Here is a 23,116-nt window from a genome sequence, read left to right on the forward strand (position 1 = left end):
CGGAGAATGAAGCGAAGGTCATGGCGACTTACATCACCGAAGACTGCATCAACTGCGGCGCCTGCGAGCCCGAATGCCCGAATGAAGCCATCAGCGAGGGCGATGAGATCTACGTGATCGATCCGGAGCTCTGCACGGAATGCGTCGGCTTCTATGACCACGAAGCGTGCCAGGCCGTGTGCCCGGTCGAGTGCTGCCTGCCCAACCCGCAAATCGTGGAGACCGAGGAGGCCCTCATCGCGCGCGCCATCAAGCTGCACCCCGACGATGCCGATCTGCAGAAGCGGGCCGCCGCCAACGACTACCCCTCGCGCTTCCGCAAGTAGCGCCCTCTCCCGATCCACATCGCGTCGCCACCCGGGCCACGCTTGCCATGTCTCCGCCGGCCCCGTCGGTTCGATTCGGCGCCCGGGTCACGCCGTGATCCGGCGCTGGGCCGCATGGCTCCTCGCGAGCGCGTGCGCGGGCTGCCACGGCGGCGGCCCGCTGCTGCACCCGGCCCACGCGCTCCGTCCGGGCACCGTGAGCTTCGGCGGAGGCCTGTCCGGCGAGATGGTCCTCGCCGGCGCGGCGACCGCCCCGCCGGACGCGAGCGGCGGCCCGACGGCGACGGAGGGCGCCGCCCGGCGGAAGCTCTCCGAGATCGCCGTGGCGCCCGGCGTGGCGCCCTGGGCCAGCGCCCGCGTCGGGATCGAGGGCGACAACGAGGCGGGGCTGACGTACACGGGGCGCGCCCTCCGGCTCGACGGGCGGCATGCGTTCCCGATCGGCGAGGCGGCCCTGTCGGTCGGGCTCGGTGCCTCCGCGCTCTTCGCGGGCGGACCGGGCTCGGAAGGAAGCGACGTCCTCGGCGCCGGGATCGACGTTCCCGTCCTGCTCGGCTTCCGTTCGGACGCCGACCTCTATGCGCTCTGGTTCGGCCCGCGGCTCGGGCTCGAGCTCCTCGGCGGCGAGGTGCGGCTGCCCGCCGCCGGGGCAGCCGCCCCCGGGCCCCTCGTCGATGCGTCGGGCCAGCACCTCCGGGTCGGGTTCGTGCTGGGCGTGCGCGGTGGGTTCCGTCACGTACATGTCGCCCTGGAGGCCACCGCGACCTACCACCACGCCGAGGGCGAGATCGCCGGCGTTCCCGTGGCGCTCGACCAGGGAACCGTCGTTCCGGGCGGCGGTCTCACGGTCACCTTCTGACGCGGCCGTAACCGCCGCCGGCCTGACCGCAAGCTCGCGGATTTTCTTGCATTTTCTGTGGGCTGCACAGGCGCTTGCCCGCCCGGAGGACCGGCCTTAGACTCGGATCTATGCGTCCCATCGGCGCCCTCTGCACCTCATGCCTCGTCCTCGCCGGTGCGGCTCTCATCGGCTGCTCGGCCCCTGTCGCGGGCGACGACGCGGCCGGCGCCAGCGGGGTGGTCACCCAGGGGGTCGTGCGCGTCGAGCGCGCGATCAACCTGAGCCGGGACGACGCCTGGACCACCTCGGCCGTCGAGCTCGACGAGGCGGCGCTGCCGAGCACCGCCGTCGAGGGGTCGGGGTCGGTCACCAACGTCTCGGCGAAGTTCATGCGCCTCTCGTCCGCGGCCGATTCCGAGCTCGCGGAGCGGGTGGTCGGCTCGCCCTTCGACCTTCCGTCCGCCGGCAGCTGCATGGTCCTCTCGCCCGCCGACGACGAGACGGCGACCAGCAGCCTGAGCTCGCTCGGCCCGATCGAGCTCCTCGACGCGGGCGACGTGACGATGAAGACCGACAGCACGGCAATGCCGCTCGCCGCCCGCGCATTCCCCGACGTCGGCGATCTGGTCTTCGGCGTGTTCTACACGTCGCGCGACGCGACGAGCGATCTGCCGGCGCCGGCGCGGTACGTCTTCGAGAGCTCCGGGTCGGGCCTGCTCGACCGGTTCTCCTTCGAGGCCGACGCGCCCGCGGGTCCTGAAGAGGTGCGGGTCGGCGACGCCGAGCTGGCCGACGGCGTCGCGCTCGACGCCGGGGTCGGCGCCGTCGTGCAGTGGCGCGCCGACGAGGGCGCCGAGGCGGGCCGGTCGCGGGACGTCATCTACGTCGACGTCACCTCCACGCGCGGCGCGGCCGTGCGGTGCGCCTTCAAGGACACCGGGCGGGGCGTGATCCCGGGCTCCTTGCTCGACCCCTCGACGCTCGGGCCCCTGCCGGCGATCGCGACGCTCGCCGTGCACCGCACGCGGCAGGTGCCGTTCAGCGCCTCGGGCATCGACCTCGGCGAGGTGCGGTTCGATCTCTCCGTGGTCGGCCGCGCGCGCATCGCCGCGCACTGACCGTTTGACGATCGGCGTCGGGGTGGCGCACGAGGACCTGCGACGGCGCGCGGCCGAGCTCGCCGCCATCGGGCAGCGCGCCCGCGGCGCCGCGCTGCTCGTCGCGGCCGGGGATCACGCGGGCGCCTCGGAGCTGCTCGAGCGGGCCTGCGACTTCGTCGGCGCGGCCCGGGAGGCGCTGACGGCCGAGGACCCGGCCCGCGCGGCGCTGATGGCCGCGCTCGGCGGCGACGAGGCGCTCGCGCGCGAGGCGCTCGACCTGCTCGCCGCCACGGCGCCCCGCGACGCCGCGCTGCGCGCCGCCGCCGATCTCGCGGCGCGCGGGTTCGCCCGCCACGCCGGCGCGCTGTTCGCGGCGCTCGGCGCGCACGCCGCGGCCGCGGAGGCGTTCACCGCGGCCCAGGACGCGCGCCGCGCCGCCGAGAGCTTCGAGCTCGCCGGCCGCCCCGCGGACGGCGCGCGGGTGCTCGAGGCCGCGCTCCGCCGCCGCCCGGACGACGCGGCGGCGTGGCTCGCGCTCGGCGAGCTCCTCGCGCGCCACGGCCGCGCCGAGGCCGCGGTGCGGGCGCTGCAGCGGCTGCCGCCCGACGCCGCGGAGCGCGCTCGCGCGCTGCCGCTGCTCTCCAGGTGCCTGAGCGAGCTCGGGCTCGAGGACGCCGCGCGGACCGTGCGCGACGAGATCGCCCAGCTCGATCCGAGAGCTCAGGAGGCGCCCCCGCCGCGCGACGTCGTCCCCGCCGCGGGGCCTCCCGGCGCGCCGCTCCTCTTCGGGCGCTACGAGACGCTGCGCGAGGTCACGGCCACGCCGCACGCGCGCGTCGTGGAGGCGCGCGACCGGATCACGGCGGAGCGCGTCGCGGTGAAGATCTTCGCGGGCGCGGCGTTCGGCGCGGGCCGCGACGCGCTCCTCCGGTTCGAGCGCGAGGCGCGCGCCCTCGCCCAGCTCCGGCACCCGAACGTCGTCGCGCTCCGCGCGTACCACCCGGAGGGGCCCGCGATGGTGCTCGCCTGGATGGCGGGCGGGTCGCTGATCGAGCGGCTGCGGGGGGAGCCGGTCGCGCCCGCGCGCGCCGTGGAGATCGCGTGCGCGCTCCTGTCAGCGCTCGGCGAGGCGCACCGGCTCGGCATCCTCCACCGCGACGTGAAGCCGAGCAACGTGCTCTTCGACGAGGTCGGGACGGCGCACCTCGCGGACTTCGGCGCGGCGCACCTCGGCGATCTCTCGACCACCGCCACGGCCGGCGCGATCGGGACGTTCGCGTACATGTCGCCGGAGCAGCGCATGGGCCGGCCGGCGACGCTGGCGAGCGATCTGTACGGCGTCGGCGCGGTGCTCGCCGAGCTGCTCACCGGAGAGCCGCCCGCCCCGGCGGTGCACGGGCAGCTCGATCCGGCGCCGAGCGACGTCCATCCCGACCTCACGGCGGCCCACGACGCGGTCGTGGCGGCGCTGCTCGCGGAGGACCCGGCCGCGCGGCCCGCGGACGCGTTCGAGGCGCGGCGCGCGCTGACCGCGCTCTCCTGGCCGGAGCGCGCGCGGCCGCAGCGATCGCGCGCGAGCGCCCGGCCTCGAGCGAGCGACGCGCCGCCCTCGACGACGGCGCGGCTCGCGGCGACCCTGGAGGTCGGCGACGGCCGGGACACGGAGGGGCGGTGGCGCGACGCGTGGCTCGACCGCGACGTCCTCGTGCTGCAGCTCGACGACGCGACCCTCGCCCGCGCCCGGGCGTTCGCGCGCGCCGGCCACCCGTCCCTGCCGTGCGTGCTGCGGGTCGACCTCGCCGCCGGCGAGGTCTGGGTGGCGCTGCCCCAGGGCCGCGCGCTCGCGGACGAGGGGCGCGCGCTGACCAGGGGCCAGCGCGCGCGGCTCGGCGAGGCCGTCGCGGCGCTCCACGCCGCGGGGGGCGCGCACGGGTGCATCGACGACCAGCACCTTTACCTGCACGACGGAGACGTCGCGCTCGCCTACCCGCGCGGGGCCCCCGGCGACGTGGAAGAGATGACCGCGCGGGATCTCGCGGCGCTCCAGGAGCTCGACAGGAACGCGCTGGACGAGCTCTAGGAATCGCGAGAGGGGGCGGCGCCACGCTCGTCCGGGCGCAACACCCGACGACGAGGGCGACGAGGGCGACGAGGGCCCGGCGTCATGGCTCAGTTCGGCGGAGAAGGCGCGGGCTGGGGTGCCGGAGCGGGCTGCGGCGGCGGAGACGGCGGCGACGAGCGCCCGTCGAACGAGGAGCACGCGCCGTAGTCGTCGCGCTTGGTGATGCTGTAACAGCAGTAGTCCCCGTCGTAGTCGGGCTCGCTGTCGACCGACTCGATGTGGCCATTGCACTCATCGCTGCCGAAGTAGGCGAGCGCTTCGGCCTGGGAGGGGCATGCCCCCTCGAGCTCGGTCCACTCGAAGCACCCGACCTTGTCGCACCCGGTGGTCGCGACGGCGAGCGCCAGCGCTGCGAGCGGAGGAAGGGCCGGGATGGAGCAACGCGCCAGGGCCGAACGGATCCTCGAGATCATGGACTCTCCCGGATAGGGGCGCTGCGCGCGCCCGGGGCGAGCATACTCCGGTTCGGACGAAGCCGGCTGCCCTGGAGAGCGACCGACCTCGCGGAGCAGGCTTACGCCACGCTGCGCGGCGCGCGGCGGCGGGCGCCACCCTGCCTGGTCGATCCGGGGCGGCTGGAGTACACGACAGCATGGCGACCGGAGAGCAGGGGGCCCGGGTGGTGCGCGCGCCGCGCGGGAGCGAGCGGAGCTGCAAGGGGTGGATCCAGGAGGCGGCGCTCCGGATGATCCACAACAACCTGGATCCGGAGGTCGCGGAGCGGCCCGACGATCTCGTGGTGTACGGCGGCACGGGGAAGGCCGCGCGATCGTGGGAGGCGTTCGACGTCATCGTCCGCGAGCTCCGGGAGCTCGCGGACGACGAGACGCTCCTCGTGCAGTCGGGCAAGGCGGTGGGCCGCTTCCGCACGCACCCGGACGCTCCCCGGGTGCTCCTCGCGAACTCCAACCTCGTGGGCCGGTGGGCGACGTGGGACGAGTTCCGGCGGCTCGAGGCGCTCGGCCTGACGATGTACGGGCAGATGACCGCGGGCTCCTGGATCTACATCGGCTCGCAGGGCATCGTGCAGGGCACCTTCGAGACGTTCGTCGCCGCGCGGAAAGCGCACGCGGCGCGGGTCCAGGGCGGCGGGCGCTGGGTGCTCACCGCGGGCCTCGGCGGCATGGGCGGCGCGCAGCCGCTCGCCGCGACCATGGCGGGCATGGCCTGCCTCGGCGTCGAGATCGACCCGGCGCGCATCGAGAAGCGGCTCCGCACCCGCTACGTCGACGAGCGCATCGACGACGTCGACCGCGCGCTCGACGCGGTCCTGGAGAGCGTCCGGCGCGGCGCGCCGCGCTCGATCGCCCTCTGCGGCAACGCAGCCGACGTGTACCCGGAGCTCGTCCGCCGCGGCGTCACGCCGGACCTCGTCACCGAGCAGACCGCGGCGCACGATCCGCTCGTCGGCTACGTCCCGCCGGGGCTCACGCTGGAGCAGGCGGCGGAGCTCCGCGCCCGCGACCCCGGGGAGTACGTCGCGCGCGCGAAGGAGGGGATGCGGGTCGAGGTCGACGCGATGCTCGCGATGCAGCGGCGCGGGGCCGAGGTCTTCGACTACGGCAACAACATCCGCACCTGCGCGATGGAGGCGGGGTGCCAGGACGCGTTCGCGATCCCCGGCTTCGTGCCGGCGTACGTGCGCGAGCTGTTCTGCCAGGGCAAGGGCCCGTTCCGGTGGGTCGCGCTCTCCGGCGACCCCGAGGACATCCTCGCCACCGACCGCGCGGTGCTCGAGGCGGTCCCGGGCGACCCCGATCTCCGGCGCTGGATCGAGCTCGCGGAGCAGAGGATCGCGTTCCAGGGGCTCCCGTCGCGGATCTGCTGGCTCGGCTACGGCGATCGCGCGAAGGTCGGGCTCGCCTTCAACGAGCTCGTGCGCACCGGCCGGGTGAAGGCGCCGCTCGTGATCGGGCGCGACCACCTCGACTGCGGGTCGGTCGCGTCGCCGTTCCGGGAGACCGAGGCGATGAAGGACGGCTCGGACGCGATCGCCGACTGGGCGATCCTCAACGCGCTCGCGAACACCGCCGGCGGCGCGTCCTGGGTCAGCTTCCACCACGGCGGCGGCGTCGGGATCGGCAACTCGCTGCACGCCGGGATGGTGATCGTCGCCGACGGCACCGAGGCGGCCCGGCGCAGGCTCGAGCGGGTGCTCACGATCGATCCGGGCATGGGGATCATCCGGCACGCCGACGCGGGGTACGAGACGGCGATCCGCGTCGCCGACGAGAAGGGCGTCAGGGTGCCGCACCGGGCGGGGTGAACGGGCGGCGCGCCGGGGCGCGAGCCGCGCCGCGGGGCCGCGATCCCCTGGAGGCACCGGCCTGGAGGCACAGGCTGGCGCGAGCGTCACGCGCGTGGGGCGCGCGGCTTCCCCTTCCTCGCCGGACGGGCGTCGACGGGGACCGGCGCCGCCGCCGCCGGCGCTGCCGCGCCGCAGAGGCCGCGCAGCCGCGCGAGCTCCTCCGCGTAGCCGCGCCGCTCCTTGGAGAGCGGCGGCAGCTCGATCACCGCCGGCACGCGCGCGAGCCGCGCGTCGTTCGCGAGGCGCCAGAACGGCGCGAGCCCCATCTCCCCGTCGCCGATGCGCTCGTGCCGATCGAGCCGCTGGCCGAGCGCCGCCTTCGAGTCGTTCACGTGCATGCAACGCAGCCTGTCCATGCCGAGCAGCCGGCCGAAGTCGCCCCAGAACCCCTCGTAGCCGGCCTCGGTGCGGAGATCGTGCCCCGCCGCGAAGGCGTGCTGGGTATCGATGCAGACCCCGAGCCGCGCCCCCTCCGGCCCGGCGCGCGCGATCATCGCGGCGATCTGGTCGAGCCGATCGCCGAGCGTCGACCCCTGCCCGGCCATGTTCTCGATGCAGAGCTGCGCGCGGAGCCCCTTCCCCCGCGAGAGCACGATCGCGAGGCTCTCGCCGATGCGGTCGAGGCCGGCTTCCTCGCCGAGGCCGCGGTGCGCGCCCGGATGGAACACGACGAAGTCGATCCCGAGCGCGTCGCACCGCGCGAGCTCCTGGTACAGCGCCTCCCGCGAGCGCTCGAGGATCGCGGCGTCATCAGCGCACAGGTTGATGAGGTAGCTCGCGTGCGCGAGCGTCCGACCCGCGCCGGCCCAGGACGCGCGCGCGGCGCGGAACGCCGCGATCTGCTCCGCGCTCAGCGCAGGCTCGCGCCACTGGCCCGAGACCTTGGTGAAGATCTGCATCGCCTCGCAGCGGTCCTCCCCCGCCAGCGCGATCGCGCGGTGAAGGCCGCCGGCCACGGACTCGTGCGCGCCGAAGATCATGGGCCGCACTGCTTGGGTCGCCTCGCGCGCGCGGGCAAGGCATTGCGCTGAACGCGCGAGATCTGCCACCGCACCGGCCCATCACACGCTCGCGCCACGCGCGGACGCGACATGCTCGGAACACGCCGTCGACACGCCGCGACATGCTCAATTCTGCGAGCAAGATGTGAGCAAACCCCATGCCTGGAGGGCGCGAACCCCGGTTCGCGGCACCTCGCCCTTGACGCGTTCCGGCCCAGGCGCGAATTGAGCGGCCTTCCTGGAGTCTCGATGAGCCATATGGGTGTTACGAACGGGGCTGGGGCCAGAGCGACGGAGCCCGGGGCGCCGGGTGAAGCGGGCCGCCAAGAGATCGCGGCGGCCCCGCCGCTGGTGCCGTCTCACGTGCTCTCGGGCAAGCGGCTCGTGGTGGTCGGAGGCACCGGGTTCCTCGGCAAGGTCTGGCTGGCCATGCTGCTCGCGAGGTTCCCGGAGATCGCCCACATCTACCTGCTCGTCCGGGCCAAGGAGGGCCAGTCGCCCGAGGAGCGCTTCTGGTCGCAGATCGCCACCTCGCCGGTGTTCGATCCGGTCCGCGAGCAGCACCCCGGGCCCGCCTTCGAGGAGTACCTCCGGCAGAAGATCACCCCCATGAACGGCAACGTCGGCCAGCCGCTGCTCGGGCTCGGCGACCGCGTGGGGGAGCTCACCGGCCAGATCGCCGCGGTCGTGAACGTGGCCGGCGTCGTCGACTTCAACCCGCCGCTCGACGAGGCGCTCGAGGTCAACGCGTTCGGCATCAGCAACCTCGTCGAGCTCGCGCGGACCCTCGGGGCCAAGGTGATGCACACGAGCACCTGCTTCGTCGCAGGGTACCGCTCCGGGCTCATCGAGGAGAACCACCCGGCCGAGATCCCCTTCCCCCGCGCCGCAGGCGAGACGTGGTTCGGCGCCGCCTGCCCGAAGCGGACGCTCGATCGATCGCACTGGGACCCGCAGCGCGAGATCAGCGAGTGCCTCGACCTCGTGAAGCAGGCGCGCCAGCGGTGCGAGGACGCCTTCCGGCAGAGCGCCTTCCTCGACGAGGCCAAGGCGAACCTGGCCGCGCGCGGCGAGCCCGGCCGCGGCAGCGCGCTCGAGAACGAGCTCGCCCGGGTGAAGCGCAAGTTCATCAAGGACCGGCTCGTCGAGGCCGGCAAGGAGCGCGCGCTCTTCTGGGGGTGGACCAACATCTACACCTACACGAAGAGCATCGGCGAGCAGGTGCTCGCCAGCTCCGGGCTGCCCTTCACCATCGTCCGCCCCGCCGTCGTCGAGACCGCCGTCGAGTTCCCGTTCTGCGGCTGGAACGAGGGGATCAACACCTCGGCGCCCTACCTCTACCTCGCCTCGAAGGGGCAGGTGCAGTTCCCGGGCGACCACGACGTGCGGCTCGACCTCATCCCGGTCGACATGACCGCGAGCGGCATGATCGCCTCGCTCTGCGAGCTGATCGAGGGCCGCGCGCCCGCCGTGTACCAGTACGGGAGCACCGACACGAACGGCTGCCGCGTGACGCGCTACCTGGAGCTCGCCGGGCTCTACAAGCGACGGCAGGTCTTCGAGGGGAAGAAGACCGCGCTCTTCGACGTCGTGTCGTCCCGCTTCGAGCCGCGCGGGCTCACCCGGCAGCAGTACAACGCGCACGGCGCGCGGGCCATCGAGGGCGCGCTCCGCGGCCTCGGGGGCCTGCTCAAGACGGCCGGCGTCGGCCCCGCCGCCGCGCTCCTCAGGCCGGCGGCCGCCGCGCTGGAGAGCGCCGCGAAGACCGAGCAGAGGACGGCCACCCTCCTCGAGGTCTTCATGCCGTTCGTCGCGGAGGCGGACTGGGTCTACTCCTGCGCCAACACCCGCGCGGCCATGGCCCGCATGCCGCCCGAGGAGCGGGCGCGCTTCGTCTGGGCGCCCGAGAAGATCGACTGGCGCGACTACATCTGGAACGTCCACCTCCCCGGCCTGGAGAAGTGGGCCTTCCCGCTCATGGAGGAGATGCTCCGCCGGGAGATCAAGCCGCTTCGGCCCTACGACAGCCTGGTCGACCTGCTCGACGAGGTCGCCGAGCGCTTCGATCACGCGCTCTCCGTGCAGCGCATCGAGCAGGACGGGCTCTCGCGCACGAGCTACCGCGAGCTCCGCGACGCGGCCTGCAAGACGGCCGCGCGCCTCGCCGCGCTCGGCGTCCGCCGCGGCGATCGCGTGGCGCTCTCGGGCGCGAACCAGCCGGCGTGGCCCGTCGCTTACTTCGGCATCCTCCGCGCGGGCGCCGTCGCCGTCCCGATCGACCCCGCGCTCGACGCGGCGGCGTTCGCGGCCGTCGTCCGCTCGTCGACCGCGAAGGTCGTCCTCTGGGACAGCGGCGTGGAGGCGAAGATCGGCGCCGACGTGCGCGCGGCGCTGCCGAACCTGTACGCCTTCGACCTGGCCGGCTTCGCCGAGGGCCGCGCGGCCGACCTCGGGCCGGCGTCGGGCGACGGGCTCGCGCCGCCGGACGTGCGCGTGGGCAGCGAGGACGTCGCGAGCGTCGTCTACACGAGCGGCACCACCGGGGAGCCGAAGGGCGTGCTGCTCACGCACGGCAACTTCACCGCGCTGCTCGCCTCCCTCGCCCCGCTCTTCCCGCTCAAGGCGAGCGACCGCGTGCTCAGCGTGCTGCCGCTCCACCAGACCTTCGAGGTCACCTGCGGCCTGCTCCTGCCGCTGTCGCAGGGCGCGCGGATCATCTACCTCGACGAGGTCTCGGCCGACCGGGTGAGCGACGGGCTGAAGAAGGCGCGCGTCACCGCGATGGTCGGCGTGCCGGCGCTCTGGCAGATGCTGGAGCGCCAGATCGTCGCCCGGATGAAGGAGCAGGGGCCCGCCGCGGCCGCCGCGTTCAACTGGGCCATGGAGCTGAACCGCATGCTCGGCAAGCGCTTCGGGCTGAACGCGGGGCGGCTCTTCTTCGGCAGCGTCCACGACGCGCTCGGCGGGAACGTCCGCTTCCTCATCTCCGGCGGCGCCGCGCTCCCCAGGGACACGGCCGCCGTCTTCAAGGGGCTCGGCCTGCCGCTCGCCGAGGGCTACGGCCTGACCGAGGCGGCGCCGCTCCTCACCGTCGCCAAGGCCTCGCCGGCGGCGAGCCCGGGGAACGTCGGCAAGCCGCTCCCCGGCGTGCAGATCAAGATCGCGAACCCGGACGCGAACGGCGTGGGCGAGGTGCTCGCGCGCGGCCCCAACGTCATGAAGGGCTACGCCGACGCCCCCGACGCGACCCAGGCGGCGCTCGACGCGGACGGGTGGCTCCACACCGGCGACCTCGGCAAGCTCGACAAGCAGGGGCGGCTCACCCTCGTCGGCCGGCAGAGCGAGGTGATCACCGCGGCGAAGGGCGAGAACGTGTACCCGGCCGAGATCGAGCGCATGCTCGGCAAGGTCGAGCACATCAAGGAGCTCGCGATCGTCGGGATCGACAACGGCCGCGGCGGCGAGCAGGTCGCGTGCCTCGCCGTCCCCACGGCGCCCGGCCCGAAGGACGAAGGCGACGACGAGGAGCTCGCGTGGGCGATGCACCACGAGCGCGCGCTCGAGGCGCTCCGGACGGCGATCCAGGCGCTGCCCAAGCCGTGCCACCCCATGGCCGTGCACCTCCACGACGCGGACCTGCCGCGCACCGCGTCCGGCCAGGTGAAGCGCGCCGAGGTGAAGGCGATCGTCGCGCGCCTCGCCGCCGAGGCGGCCGCGTCCGCGGCGGCCGACGCCGGCGCGGGGAGCCTCGCGCACGACGGCGCCGCGGGGGGCATCGAGCCGAGGTCGCACGCGCCGGGCGAGGAGCCGATCCACATCCCCCGCCCCGTGGCCGACTTCGCCAAGCACTGGATGAACAAGGTCCAGTCCGGCTTCTACGGGAACGTCATGCGCCCGAAGGTCTACGGGCGCGCGTTCATCCCGCACAACCGCAACACGATCGTCGTCTCGAACCACGCGAGCCACCTCGACATGGGGCTCGTGAAATTCGCGCTGGGCAGCTACGGCGACGGCATCGTCTCGCTGGCCGCCCAGGACTACTTCTTCGAGGGCAACCGCTGGCGGCGCGCCTACTTCGAGAACCTCACGAACCTGGCGCCCTTCGACCGCAAGGGCGGCCTGCGCACGGCGCTGCGCCAGACCGGCGAGATCCTGGACCGGGGGCGGACCGTGCTGCTCTTCCCCGAGGGCACGCGCAGCCCCGACGGCAGCATCCTCGAGTTCAAGCCGGCGATCGGGCACCTCGCGCTCACGCACAACGTCGACATCCTGCCCCTCTACCTGGGCGGCACCTTCGAGGCGCTCCCCAAGGGGCGCAGCGTCCCGATCCGCCGCGATCTCGTCGCGCGCATCGGGCCGCCGCTCGAGATCGCCGACCTCAAGCGGCTCACCGCCGGGATGAAGTACGCGGTGGCCTGCCGCAAGGTCGCGGAGCTCACGCAGCTCGCCGTGATCAAGCTGCGGGAGGGCGGCGCGCTCGACCTGCGCCGGGTCGAGAGCATCGACCAGGCGGCCACCACGAAGGAGCACCCGCTCACGCTCCTGTTCCGCGAGCTCGAGGCGAAGTACGTGGCCGGGCGGGTCGCCCAGCCGATCACGTACTACGTCACGCTCGGCGCGGAGGAGGAGGCGAAGTGGACACTGCGGATCGACCCGGCCGGCTGCGAGGCGCGGATCGGCAAGCCGAGCCAGCAAGCCGACTGCGTCCTCAAGACGACGCCGGAGATCTTCACCAAGATCGTCCGCGAGGCCTACACGCCGAGCCCGATGGAGTTCATGACGGGCCTCGTGAAATCGAACGACATCTCCCTCCTCCAGACCTTCCAGAAGGTTTTCGACCTCGCATGAGCCGCTACCTCGTCACCGGCGCGACCGGTTTCCTTGGCGCGCACCTCGTCACGGCCCTCCGCGGGGCGGGCCACGACGTCGTGGCGCTCTGCCGGTCGGAGGCGCCCGCGCTCGTCGAGCAGGGCGTGGCGCTCCGCCGCGGCGACATCCTCGACGCGGCGTCGGTCCGCTCCGCCGCCGAGGGCTGCGAGGGGCTCTTCCACTGCGCCGGGCGCGTGTCGCGGCGCCGCGAGGACGCCGAGGCGCTCTACCGGACCCACGTCGAGGGGACCAAGATCACCCTCGACGCCTGCCGCGACGCGGGGGTGAGGCGCGCGGTGATCGCGAGCACGAGCGGCGTCGTCGCCGTGAGCCGGGAGCCGAGCGACGTCCGCGACGAGACGGCGCCGCCGCCGATCGACGTGATCGCCGGCTGGCCCTACTACCGCTCGAAGCTGTACGCCGAGCGCGCGGCCTTCGATCGCAGCGGGCCGGGCTTCGAGGTCGTCGCCGTCAACCCGAGCATCCTGCTCGGGCCGGGGGACGTCCACGGCGCGTCGACAGGGGACGTCGTGAGCTTCCTCGAGCGCCGGCTGCCGTTCATCCCCGCGGGCGGCCTGTCCTTCGTCGACGCCCGCGACGCGGCGCAGGGCATGGCGCTGGCCATGGAGAAGGGCCGCCCGGGCGAGCGCTACCTGCTCGGCGCCGCGAACATGAGCCTGGACGTCTTCTTCCACCGCCTCTCGCGCGTCTCCGGCGTCCCCGCCCCCGCCCTGCGGCTGCCCCGGAGCATCGCGCTCGCGAAGGCGGGCGCGCACCTCATCGAGCGGGCGCGCAAGCGGCTCCCGTTCGATCTGCCGGTCGACCCGGTGTCGGCGGAGATGGCGCAGCACTTCTGGTACCTCGACTCGACGAAGGCCCGGCGCGAGCTCGGGTGGACGCCCCGCGACCCTGTCGAGACGCTCGCGGACACGGTCGCGGACCTGCGCGCGCGCGGCGTGGTCTGGCCGCAGCCGTAACCCGAGCGCGGAGCTCGCGGCCGCCGAGAGGCGGTGGCGCGGCGATATCAGCACGCCAATCCAGCTCCCAGGGTGGTCCCGTCACCACCCCCGCACGCGCCAAGTTGCCCCGCGTGATGGCGTTACGCCACAGCCGCGTCCGGCGACGGCGACGGTGCCGCCGGCGTCGCAGCGCGGTCCGCCGCTTGCAGGATGAGCCTGCCAGAGGGACTTCGCAGCAGCGAGGGAGCAAGCCTGGTGAGACCGTCTCTATCCACCGATGCACCGACCGTGGGCTCGATTCAGGTGGGACTCGTGTTGCTGGACATCGAGCGGCGTGGCCGGGTGGTCTTCGCCAACGCGTCGGCGCGCGAGGTCTTCTTCGCCTACGAGGACCTGGACGGGCAGACCCCGCACGTCACGGACGCCGACGGAGCGCCGATCGCGCCGCACGAGCGGCCCCGGTCCCGCGCCCTGCGGGGCGAGGCGTTCGGCCCCCTGATGACGCACTGGAAGACCGGCGACGGTGACGTCGCGCTCATCGTCCGGTGCGACCCCGTCGACCTCGATCACAAGCTCGCCGCGCTGACCTTCGTCGACGTGACCGCCTTCCAGCGGTGGACGGACGACACGCGCGCCGCGCTCGCCGCGCGCGACGAGTTCCTGTCCATCGCGGCGCACGAGCTCAGATCGCCCCTCAACGCCCTGCTCCTCACGATCCACCGGGTCAAGCTGCGCGTCCCGTCGGACGAGGCGCCCTCCGAGCTCGATCGCCTCGTCGACATGTCGCAGCGCCAGGTCGACCGCCTGACCAGCCTGGTCCAGAACCTCCTCGACGTGACGCGGATCCGCGCCCGCCGGCTCGAGCTCGATCTGGAGCCGAAGGATCTGCTCCAGATCGTGCGCGACGCGACGGAGGCGGTCGCCGAGCACGCCCGCGCGGCCGGGACGCCGGTCCGCGTCGTGGCCGGCGAGCCGATCCACGGCCTCTGGGACGGCGCGCGCATCGAGCAGGTCGTCCAGAACCTCCTCACGAACGCGCTGAAGTACGGCGGAGGCAGCCCGATCGAGGTCTCCGTCGCGCGCGAGGGGGCGACCGCCAGGCTCACGGTCCGCGACCACGGGCCCGGCATCGCCGCGGACGACCGCGACCGGGTCTTCCAGCCCTTCCAGCGGATCGCGTCCACCTACAAGTCACAGAGCCTCGGGCTCGGCCTCTACATCGTGCGGGAGATCGTCCAGGCGCACGGCGGCAGCATCGCGATCGAGTCGCCCGACAGCGGCGGGGCGGCGTTCGTCGTGCGCCTGCCCGTGGAGCAGTCGACAGCAGCAGCATCAGCGGAACAGGCATGACGCGAGAACGAGAAGACCAGACAGGCACACAGGGGTCCTCCGCGGAAGGCGCAGAGGGCGGCGGCTCCAGCGCGGCCGTCCCCCGGCTGCAGACGAGCATTCCGAGGCTCGACTACATCCTGAAGGGCGGCTTCCTCCGGAACGGGACGTACGCCCTGATGGGCCCGCCCGGGAGCGGGAAGACGATCTTCGGCAACCAGCTCTGCTTCGAGCACGTGCGGAGGAGCGCGAGCGCGCGGTGCGTCTACGTGACGCTCCTCGTCGAGTCGCACAGCAAGATGATCCGCCACCTGAGCGGCATGAAGTTCTTCGACCCGAGCATGATCCCGGACCGCATGTATTACATCAGCGGTTACCCGGCGCTCCGCGATCAAGGGCTCGACGGGCTGCTCGATCTCCTGCGCCGCACGCTGCGCGAGCGCCGCGGCACCGACGTGCTCGTGATCGACGGGCTCGAGAGCGTCGAGCAGCGCGCGCCCACCGCGCTCGCTTACCGGGAGTTCGTGCACGAGATCCAGGGGCTCTCGACGTTCAGCGACTGCACGACGTTCCTCCTCTCGAGCATGCGAGAGCGGTCGCACGCCGAGAACGCGCTCGTCGACGGCATCATCGAGCTCACCGATCAGCTCATCGGGCCGAGGGCCGTCCGGGAGCTCACGGTCCACAAGTTCCGCGGCAGCGATTACCTGCGCGGGAAGCACGAGGTCGAGATCGACACGTCCGGGATGGTCATCCACCCTCGCACCGAGATCCAGTTCGACAGCCCGCGCGCCAGCGCGACCGAGGAGCGAGAGCGGATGGGCTTCGGGATCGAGAGCTTCGACGCGATGATCGAGGGCGGATTGCCGTCAGGATCGTCGGCGGCCCTCCTGGGCGCGCCCGGCACCGGCAAGACGCTCCTCGGGCTCTCGTTCCTGGTCGAGGGAGCGAGGCGCGGCGAGGAGGGGATCTACTTCGGCTTCTACGAGCCTCCGCCGCGGCTCCGCGAGAAGGCCCGGATGGTGGGGATCGACCTCGATACGCACATCGACAAGGGCACGATCCGGCTCATCTGGCAGCCGCCGCTGGAGCACATGATGGACTCGCTCGCGGAGCAGCTCATCGAGCTGCTCCGCCAGGACCCGAAGCCGCGACGACGGCTGTTCATCGACGGTATCGAGGGCTTCCGGGCGGCGTCCGTCTACCCGGACCGGATGCCGCGGTTCCTCTCGGCCTTCACCAACCAGCTCAGGATGCTCGACGTGACCACGGTGGTGACCGAGGAGCTCGATCTGTTCACGCCGCTCATCAGGATGCCGAACCCGGAGCTCGGGAACGTGGTCGAGACCGTCGTCCTGCTCCGCTACGTCGAGCTCAGGTCGCAGATCCACCGGCTCCTCTCGATCATGAAGATGCGAGAGAGCGCCTATGACAGGTCGATCCGCGAGTTCGTCATCTCCGAGCGCGGCATCGAGGTGGCGAGCTCGTTCGGCTCGGCGGAGCAGATCCTCTCGGGGCAGGCGCGGCACCTCGCCGGATTCCAGGAGAAAGAAGGGGAGCTGTGACAACGGTGCTCGTGGTAGATGACGAGTCGGACCTCCTCGCGTGCATCGAGGGGCTGCTCGAGGACGAGGGGTACTCTGTCGTGACGTGCTCCGACGGCAAGCAGGCGCTCGACTACCTGCGAGAGGCCCGCCCGGACCTCGCCCTCGTGGACCTGATGATGCCCATCATGAGCGGGTTCGACCTGGTCAGGGCGGTGAAGGACGAGCAGCGGCTCGACGGCATGCCGATCGTCATCATGAGCGCGGTCGAGCAGCGCCAGGAGCTGCTCCAGAAGCTCGGCGACCGGGTGCACGCCGTCCTCAAGAAGCCGTTCACGGCCGACAAGCTCCTCGGCACGGTCCGCAAGCTGCTCGCGGCGCCCGCGTCCGCGACGGCCCCCTGAGGCGCCGCCGCGGATCAGACCGCCCGGCGCAGCGGGGTCGGCGGGAACAGGTCCTTCATGTCGAGCGGGAGCTGACCGCGGAACCCCTCGATCTCCCCGGCGGACACGCTGTCTGCGACCGCCTCGCAGATCGCCTGCAGCACGAAGCCGGCGGCCTCGCGGTCCATGCGCAGCTCGCGGGCGACGTCGTCCTCGATGGTCGCCGTCGTGATGCGCTTGTCGGGCCCGTCGAGGAACGGATCGAGCGACGGGTGGAGCTTGGAGGGGAGCTGCGCGATGAGGTGCCGCGCCTCCTGCGGGGTCACCCTGCGGCAGAGGTTGCCGAGGACGATCTGGAGCGCGAGCTCCGCGCGGTCGCGCTGCTGGAGGCCGCTGTGGCGCTCCACGGCGTGGAGCAGCCGGCCATAGGCGCTGTCCGCGCGCGCCTTGCGCCGGGTGAGGGCGCGCACGGGGCCGCGCGAGCGCTCGGGGCGGGCGATCCCCTCCGGGTGCAGCGCGCCTCCCGGCTTGAACCGGGCGGCGACCTCGAGCTGCGCGCGCACGACGGAGCCGGCGGCCTCGGCGTCGACGGCGCCGTCGGCGAGCAGGTCGTCCAGGGTCACGAGGCCGACGGGCCGCCCTTGCTCGGTCAGCGGCACGCGTCGACACGCCTGATCGCGCATGATGCGCACGGCGTCGTCGATCGACGCGTCGATCTCGAGCGTCGCGACCTCGTCCGACATGATGTCGCGCAGCATGGTGCTGCGCGCGTCGAGGTCGCCCGCCACGATCTCGAGCGCGACGTCGCGGTCGGTCACGATGCCGGCGATCCGCTGGCCATCGTGGACCAGGATCGCGCCGACGTGGTTGTCGACCATCGCCCTCACCGCGTCGTAAGCGGTCGAGCGCGGGCTCAGAACGATCATGCGCGGGCGTCGGTACTGTTCTAGCGGCATGGCGAGATCCCTCCCCTGGGTAGCGCTGGCGCGTGGATGCGTTGCAGCGCGGCTAGCCAGAACGGTACCAACGGGCGCCGACGGGCGGCCTCGGGGCAGGGAAACCGACCCGGCCGAGCCGCCCGAGGACACCTCCAGACAGCGGTGCTCTTACGGCGCCTGCTTGTTCGCCGGCGCGACGGGCACGAGCCGCACCATCCGGTGCTGGAGGCCGTCGACGCGCTGCAGCCAGCTTCGCCAGGCGGCGTACTGGGCCACGGGGATGGTCGAGCGATCGAGGACCACGCGCTCCTTCACCACCACGGCGTTCCTGCCCGGCACCCTCGCGAACGAGAGCGTCGCGCGGCCGAACTCGCCGCCGTTCTCGTCGCCGCCGGGCGGCAGCTCGGCGAACGCGTACCCCGCGGGGGCGACGATCGTGATCGTCCGGTGATGGTGCCGCGGCGCGAGGCTCGGCGGCAGGACCACCGGCAGCGTGCGCTTCACGAGCGGCGCGAGCTGCGACGTCATCGTGGACGTGCCCGAGAGCGGCACCGAGAGCTCCGCGCCCTCGCGGCGGGCGAGCCCCTCGGAGCGCGCCTCGTACGCGAGCGACGCCGCGCCGTGCGGGAGATCGGCCTGGAACGCCACCTTCGGCTTCACGTCCACGGTCGGGAACCAGCCGTACGCGAGGTACTGCTCGACCCACTGCGCGCGCGCGTCGGCCTCGGCCAGGTTCGACCGGAGCTCGAACGCCGCGTCGCCGATGTGCCGCTCCTTCGCGGTGAGGTCGCCCGCGCCCGACGGCTGCAGCGCGATCGTCCACTCGGCGTCGACGCCGTGATCGGCCGGCGAGCTCGCCGGCGTCTCCACGATCTTCGGCGGCCCCTCGTCGACGAACAGCGCCAGCGTGCGCGCATCCATCGCCGGCAGCGGACCGAGCCGGCTCTGCGGGCTCGTCGCGTCGAGCCACATGCCCGGCGCGCCGCCCGCGCCCGGCAGGTACGCGATGCCGTGATCGAACACCGGGATCGCCGCGACCTCGCTCCGGAGCAGCGACGGCTGGCTCGTGTAGCGCGTCTGCACGAGCACCTCCGTCGCCTCGATGCCGATCGACTTGAGCAGCGTGATCAGCAGCATCGCCTTGTCGTCGCAGTCGCCCTGCCGCCGCGCCAGGAGCTCCTGCGGCCGGTTCGGCAGCCACCACTCGCCCGAGACGAAGTTCACGTAACGGATGTCGTCCGCCACGAAGTCGAAGAGCGCCCGCAGCTTCTCCTCGCGCGTCGTCTTGCCCTTCGTGAGCTCGGCGGCGAGCCGGCGGACCTGGTCGTCGGGCTCCATGAAGCCCGCGACAGCGCCCCGGTACCACTCCCGGAAGTCATGCCAGCCGTGGAACGTGGAGCCCACGACGACCGGCAGCACCTCCGACAGGTGCGGCGCGAGCGGCTCCTCGGGCACCTCGGGCGGGTCGTCCCAGATGAACCGCGTCACCTGGCGGCCGTCCTTCTCCGACGTGAGCACCCGCTCCGCCTTGCCGTTGAGCACGTCGATCGCCAAGGGATCGCTCTTCGGCGAGTCGACGACGACCTCGTTGTAGAGGATCGGCCGCGTGTCGGTCGAGCCGACGTAATCGATGAAGTAGAACGGCGCGTCGCCCCGGCGGCCGACCGGGCCCGGGGTCCACGCGCGCACCGCGACCTCCACCACGTCGCCCGTCTTGAGCTTGGGCCAGCGCACGAACGGCCTCTGCCCGCCCGCGCCCTGCTCGTCCGGCTGCGCCACGGTCCCGTCCTTGCGGTGCACGCGCGCGAAGAGCAGCTCGGTGTCCGCCGCCTCGGCGGGGATGTCGCGCTCGTAGAGATCCTGATCGGTCCGCGGCTCGATCACGATCTCGCGCGCGTAGTGCATGAGCTGCGAGACGCGCTTGTCCGGGTGGTACGTCACCACGCGCACCCAGTGGAGCTGGCGGTCGGCGATCTCCCCCTTCTTCGCCGGGTCCTTCCGCGCCCGCGCGAGGAAGACGTCGGGCGCGACGAGGTGCTGCTCGTCGCGCATGCGCCGCCGGCCCGGCGCGCCGGCCGAGCCCTCGCCCATGCGGAGCGCGAGCTCGGCCTTGAGGAACGGGTCGCCGGGCGTGAGGTCGCGCGCCCGCGCGAGCGCGGCGGTCGAGAGGGCTGGCCAGGGCGCGGCGCCGGCGCCCTGCCGGGCGGCGGCGAGCGCCTGGAACGCGGCGGGCTGGTTCGGCGCGACGTGCGCGGCGTAGGCCAGCACCTCGCGCGCCCACGCGGCGCGGCCCGCGTCGTGGAGCGCGCGGCCGATGAGGATGACGTCCTCGGCCGACGTCTGCTGCGCGAGCGCCCCGGCGGCGGCCACCTCCAGCGCGGCGCCGCCCTCGTGCTCGAACGCGCGCACGTAGCCCGCGCCCCGCGACTCGGGCGAGATCTCCGCGAGCCGGCGCGCGGCCCGCAGCTCGAGCGCCGGGTCGAACCGGGCCGCGGCCGCGATCTCCTGCCACACGACCACCGGGGTGCGGTCCTTCTGCTCTCGCTCGATCGCGAGCAGATCGTCGAGCGCCGCCCGCGTGAGCCCCGAGGCCGCGAGCTTCTTCTTCACGAGCGCCCTGAGGACGCGCGCCTCGGGATCGCGCGCCGAGCGCAGCGGATCCTCGCGCAGCGCGGAGGCCGCCCAGTCGACGCGGTCCGAGGCGAGGTGGGCGGCGACGAGCCGGCGCTGCGCGAACGAGGCGGTGGCCCGGTCCTTGTCGGCGAGGCCGCGGGCGCGCGCGGCCTCGAGCCAGCCGCTGCGGTTCGCGCCGAACGGGGAGACCCACCCCGCCATGGCGATCGCGTCCGCGGAGACGCCCGCCGCGCGCGTCAGGCGGTCGAGCAGCCCGGGCGCGCGGGGAGACCGCTGGTCGTCCGCGCCCCCGAGCGTGCGCGCCACGACGGCCGTGAGCGTCTGATCGAGGGCCTGCGACGCGCCCGCGTCGAGCGCCCGGTCGAGCGCCGTCCTGGCCGGGGTCACGGCCGAGGGCGCGGCCGGGGGCAGCGTGAGCGGCGTGAGGTCCGACGAGGTCGCGAGCGCGACGGCCCGGCGCTGCTCGTCGGTGAAGCGCACGCGCACGCGCCCCTCGTCGCCGATCGCGCCGGTGCACACCTTGAGCGCGAGCAGGTGATCGCCCGCGGGCGCCTCGACGCGCGCGGCGATGCGGTCGAGCACGAGGCGCTCGTGCTCCGCGTCGCTCGCGGCGACGTCGACGCCGTCCCACAGGAGCCGCACGGCGCCGGTCGCGGCGACGTGCGCGACGAGCGGCTTGCGATCGAGCGCGGCGGGCACGGTGACGCGGGAGGCGAGGTACGTGCAGCTCTCGGCGCGCGGGTGGATGTAGAGGTCGAGCGGCACGCCGCGCGCCGTCGACGCGGCGGGCAGCGCCCGGCGCCACGCGACGTCGTACACGCCCCACGCGTAGCGGGCGCTCATGTCCGAGAAGCGCTGGCCTTCGGCCTCGGGCCCCTCGCGGCGCGCGAGCCCGCCGCCCGAGCTGTCCTGGAACGGCCCGAGGACGGCGAACGCCTTCACGAGCCCCGAGGGATCCGGCGGCGCGTCGTACGAGACGGCGCGCGCGCCGGGCCACGTCGCGGCCGGGGGCTCGGGGGCGAGCGAGGCCGCGAGCCAGCGCGCCTCGTCGGCGAGCGGCGACGACGACGCGGCGATCTGCGCGAGGCCCTCGCGCGCGCGGCCCTGCGCCGCGCGGTCGGACAGCGCCGCCGCGATCACGAGCCCCGCGATCGCGTCGTCGCCGCCCCGCCGCGCGCGGGCCAGCGCGGCGCCGAGCATCTCGTCGGGCGTCGCGGCGGTCCACCGCGGCGCCGTCGCGATCGGCGCGCGCTTCTCGGCCGCCTGCGCGCCGCCCACCGCGGGCGCGCGCGCCTCCACCTTCGCGCCGCCCGGGCGCGGCGCCGGCGCGCCGCCCGGCGCCGGCAGGCGCGGCGCCACGATCCTGCCGGGGCGCGGCGCCTGCGCCTTGTCCGCCGCCGGCGCGCTCGCGTCCGCCGGCGCGCTCGCGTCCGCCGGCGCGCCGCCCGGGCGCGGCGCCTGCGCGTTGCCCGCGGCGGGCGCGACCGCGACGGCGAGCAGCGCCGCGATCCATGCGCCGCGACGCGCCGCGCGGGCGCGCGCGCGCCCCGCTCGTCGATCGTGTTGATCCAGCCGATCGCGCCGCCCTCGTCGACCGCGTCGATCTTCCCCCGGCGAGCTCCGCTCCATCGATCCTCGCTTCCAGGCCACGGCATAGCGCGAGCCCGATCGCGGCGCGAGCGCGGCGATCGCCGCGCCGGATCGCACGGACGCGGCCGCCGCGCGCGCGCGTTCCGGCGATCGCCGCGCCGTGCGCGAACTTGGCCGGCCAGCGCGCGGCCCACTAGCGTGGGTCGCATGCGGCACGCGTCACGATGGGTGTTCTTGGCGGTGATGGCCCTGACCACGCTCATGGCCTTGCCAGCGATGGCCTCCGCCCGCGAGACCAAGGTCGACTGGAAGAGCGTCGACGTCCCCGCGGGCGAGGGGCAGGCCCGGCGGGCGCGCGCGCTGCGCGGCCTGCTCGCGAGCGCCGCGAAGAAGGCGGACTTCGGCAAGGCGAAATCGGTCGTGCTCAGCGCCCGCGTCGTCGAGTTCACCTCGTCCACGCGGGGCGACGTCCACCGCGTGAGCTGCACCGTGGTCGGCCGCGTCGTCGGCGGCCCCACCGCCCGCTCGCGCATCTCGTTCGGCGGCAGGCCGAGCGAGCGAGAGGCGCTGGAGAAGCAGGTCCTCACGATGGTCGCCAACGGCGTGGTCGGCAGGCTCGCCGCCATCGTCCGGTCCCGGGAGGCCGCGCGCGACTGAGCCGGACGGCCGCGGGTTGCCCGATCGCGTCGGGACGCGCTCGACCCTCCGCGGGATCTGAACTACGAGGGTCGGCGCGTCATGGAACTGGACCGGATGGTGAGCGACCTCTTCCAGGAGGAGGAGCTCGCTCGCGACATGGCGAGGAAGCTCCTCGCGATGGCGCAGCGCTCCGCGGACGAGGCGAGCGCTGAACGCGAGAGCCTGCTCGCCTTCCTCCGCGGGCCCATGGAGCGGCACATGCGCTACGAAGAGGCCGCGATCTTCCCGCATTTCCAGGCGCGCGGGCTCGCCGAGGAGGTCCAGGTCGCGCTGAAGCAGCACGCCGCGGTGCGCGACGCGACCGAGGCGCTCGCGCGCGCCGCGCAGGGCAGCGACGTCGCCGGGGTCATCGCGCACGTCGCGAGGCTGCTCCTGCACCATACAAATTTCGAGGGCGACTACATTTATCCAGAGCTCACCGATGACGAGTGGCGCGCGCTGATGAAGGAAACGGCTCGTCAGGAGATCTGAGA

Annotated in this window: 16 protein-coding genes; 12 read left to right on the plus strand and 4 right to left on the minus strand. The window is 73.7% G+C overall.

Annotation, left to right across the window (positions count from 1 at the left end; genetic code table 11):
- Positions 1 to 20 precede the first annotated feature (20 nt).
- From WME96_RS41090 to WME96_RS41105, 4 genes are all read left to right on the plus strand, one after another.
- Positions 21 to 326 carry a YfhL family 4Fe-4S dicluster ferredoxin gene (locus WME96_RS41090; protein WP_061610113.1) on the plus strand — a complete coding sequence of 102 codons (306 nt, stop codon included), beginning with the start codon at positions 21 to 23 and terminating at the stop codon, positions 324 to 326.
- 94 nt (positions 327 to 420) lie between these two features.
- Positions 421 to 1,185 (plus strand): hypothetical protein, encoded by a 765-nt coding sequence (locus WME96_RS41095; RefSeq protein ID WP_437286989.1) that lies wholly within the window; start codon positions 421 to 423, stop codon positions 1,183 to 1,185.
- A gap of 110 nt (positions 1,186 to 1,295) precedes the next feature.
- Positions 1,296 to 2,285 carry a hypothetical protein gene (locus WME96_RS41100; RefSeq protein WP_437286990.1) on the plus strand — a complete coding sequence of 330 codons (990 nt, stop codon included), beginning with the start codon at positions 1,296 to 1,298 and terminating at the stop codon, positions 2,283 to 2,285.
- Between the two features lie 4 nt (positions 2,286 to 2,289).
- Positions 2,290 to 4,347, plus strand: a complete 2,058-nt coding sequence (locus WME96_RS41105; protein ID WP_437286991.1) for a protein kinase domain-containing protein — start codon at positions 2,290 to 2,292, stop codon at positions 4,345 to 4,347.
- A gap of 89 nt (positions 4,348 to 4,436) precedes the next feature.
- On the opposite strand, the gene WME96_RS41110 is transcribed toward WME96_RS41105, so the two are convergent.
- Entirely contained in the window at positions 4,437 to 4,802 is a 366-nt protein-coding gene (locus WME96_RS41110) for a hypothetical protein (protein ID WP_437286992.1), read from the minus strand.
- 179 nt (positions 4,803 to 4,981) lie between these two features.
- Between WME96_RS41110 and hutU the strand changes: the two genes are divergently transcribed.
- Complete coding sequence (gene hutU, locus WME96_RS41115; RefSeq protein WP_437286993.1) at positions 4,982 to 6,655, plus strand: urocanate hydratase; 1,674 nt, start codon at positions 4,982 to 4,984, stop codon at positions 6,653 to 6,655.
- 86 nt (positions 6,656 to 6,741) lie between these two features.
- Here the strand turns inward: hutU and WME96_RS41120 are convergent, their stop codons facing one another.
- Positions 6,742 to 7,677 carry a deoxyribonuclease IV gene (locus tag WME96_RS41120; protein ID WP_437286994.1) on the minus strand — a complete coding sequence of 312 codons (936 nt, stop codon included), beginning with the start codon at positions 7,675 to 7,677 and terminating at the stop codon, positions 6,742 to 6,744.
- Positions 7,678 to 7,956: 279 nt separating this feature from the next.
- Between WME96_RS41120 and WME96_RS41125 the strand changes: the two genes are divergently transcribed.
- From WME96_RS41125 to WME96_RS41145, 5 genes are all read left to right on the plus strand, one after another.
- Positions 7,957 to 12,546 carry an AMP-binding protein gene (locus tag WME96_RS41125; protein WP_437286995.1) on the plus strand — a complete coding sequence of 1,530 codons (4,590 nt, stop codon included), beginning with the start codon at positions 7,957 to 7,959 and terminating at the stop codon, positions 12,544 to 12,546.
- Positions 12,543 to 13,544, plus strand: coding sequence for an NAD-dependent epimerase/dehydratase family protein (locus tag WME96_RS41130; RefSeq protein ID WP_437286996.1), 1,002 nt, complete (start codon positions 12,543 to 12,545; stop codon positions 13,542 to 13,544). The genes WME96_RS41125 and WME96_RS41130 overlap by 4 nt, the downstream gene beginning before the upstream one ends.
- 270 nt (positions 13,545 to 13,814) lie before the next feature.
- Positions 13,815 to 14,876: a sensor histidine kinase gene (locus WME96_RS41135; RefSeq protein ID WP_437286997.1), complete on the plus strand. Its 1,062-nt coding sequence runs from the start codon at positions 13,815 to 13,817 to the stop codon at positions 14,874 to 14,876.
- Positions 14,873 to 16,420, plus strand: coding sequence for an RAD55 family ATPase (locus tag WME96_RS41140; RefSeq protein ID WP_437286998.1), 1,548 nt, complete (start codon positions 14,873 to 14,875; stop codon positions 16,418 to 16,420). The genes WME96_RS41135 and WME96_RS41140 overlap by 4 nt, the downstream gene beginning before the upstream one ends.
- A complete protein-coding gene (locus WME96_RS41145) occupies positions 16,417 to 16,803 on the plus strand; it encodes a response regulator (RefSeq protein WP_437286999.1) in 387 nt (128 codons plus the stop codon). The genes WME96_RS41140 and WME96_RS41145 overlap by 4 nt, the downstream gene beginning before the upstream one ends.
- A gap of 14 nt (positions 16,804 to 16,817) precedes the next feature.
- On the opposite strand, the gene WME96_RS41150 is transcribed toward WME96_RS41145, so the two are convergent.
- Together WME96_RS41150 and WME96_RS41155 are read right to left on the minus strand one after the other, a co-directional pair.
- Complete coding sequence (locus tag WME96_RS41150; RefSeq protein WP_437287000.1) at positions 16,818 to 17,738, minus strand: DUF2267 domain-containing protein; 921 nt, start codon at positions 17,736 to 17,738, stop codon at positions 16,818 to 16,820.
- A 150-nt stretch (positions 17,739 to 17,888) separates the two neighbouring features.
- On the minus strand, positions 17,889 to 21,983 hold the full coding sequence (locus tag WME96_RS41155) for a transglutaminase domain-containing protein (RefSeq protein ID WP_437287001.1): 4,095 nt from the start codon (positions 21,981 to 21,983) through the stop codon (positions 17,889 to 17,891).
- Positions 21,984 to 22,151: 168 nt separating this feature from the next.
- On the opposite strand from WME96_RS41155, the gene WME96_RS41160 reads away from it, so the two are divergent.
- Positions 22,152 to 22,601 (plus strand): hypothetical protein, encoded by a 450-nt coding sequence (locus tag WME96_RS41160; RefSeq protein WP_437287002.1) that lies wholly within the window; start codon positions 22,152 to 22,154, stop codon positions 22,599 to 22,601.
- 81 nt (positions 22,602 to 22,682) lie between these two features.
- Entirely contained in the window at positions 22,683 to 23,114 is a 432-nt protein-coding gene (locus WME96_RS41165; RefSeq protein WP_437287003.1) for a hemerythrin domain-containing protein, read from the plus strand.
- The last annotated feature ends 2 nt before the right edge of the window (positions 23,115 to 23,116 follow it).

It is taken from the genome of Sorangium sp. So ce406 (genome assembly GCF_051474675.1).
Classification (GTDB): domain Bacteria; phylum Myxococcota_A; class Polyangia; order Polyangiales; family Polyangiaceae; genus Sorangium; species Sorangium cellulosum_G.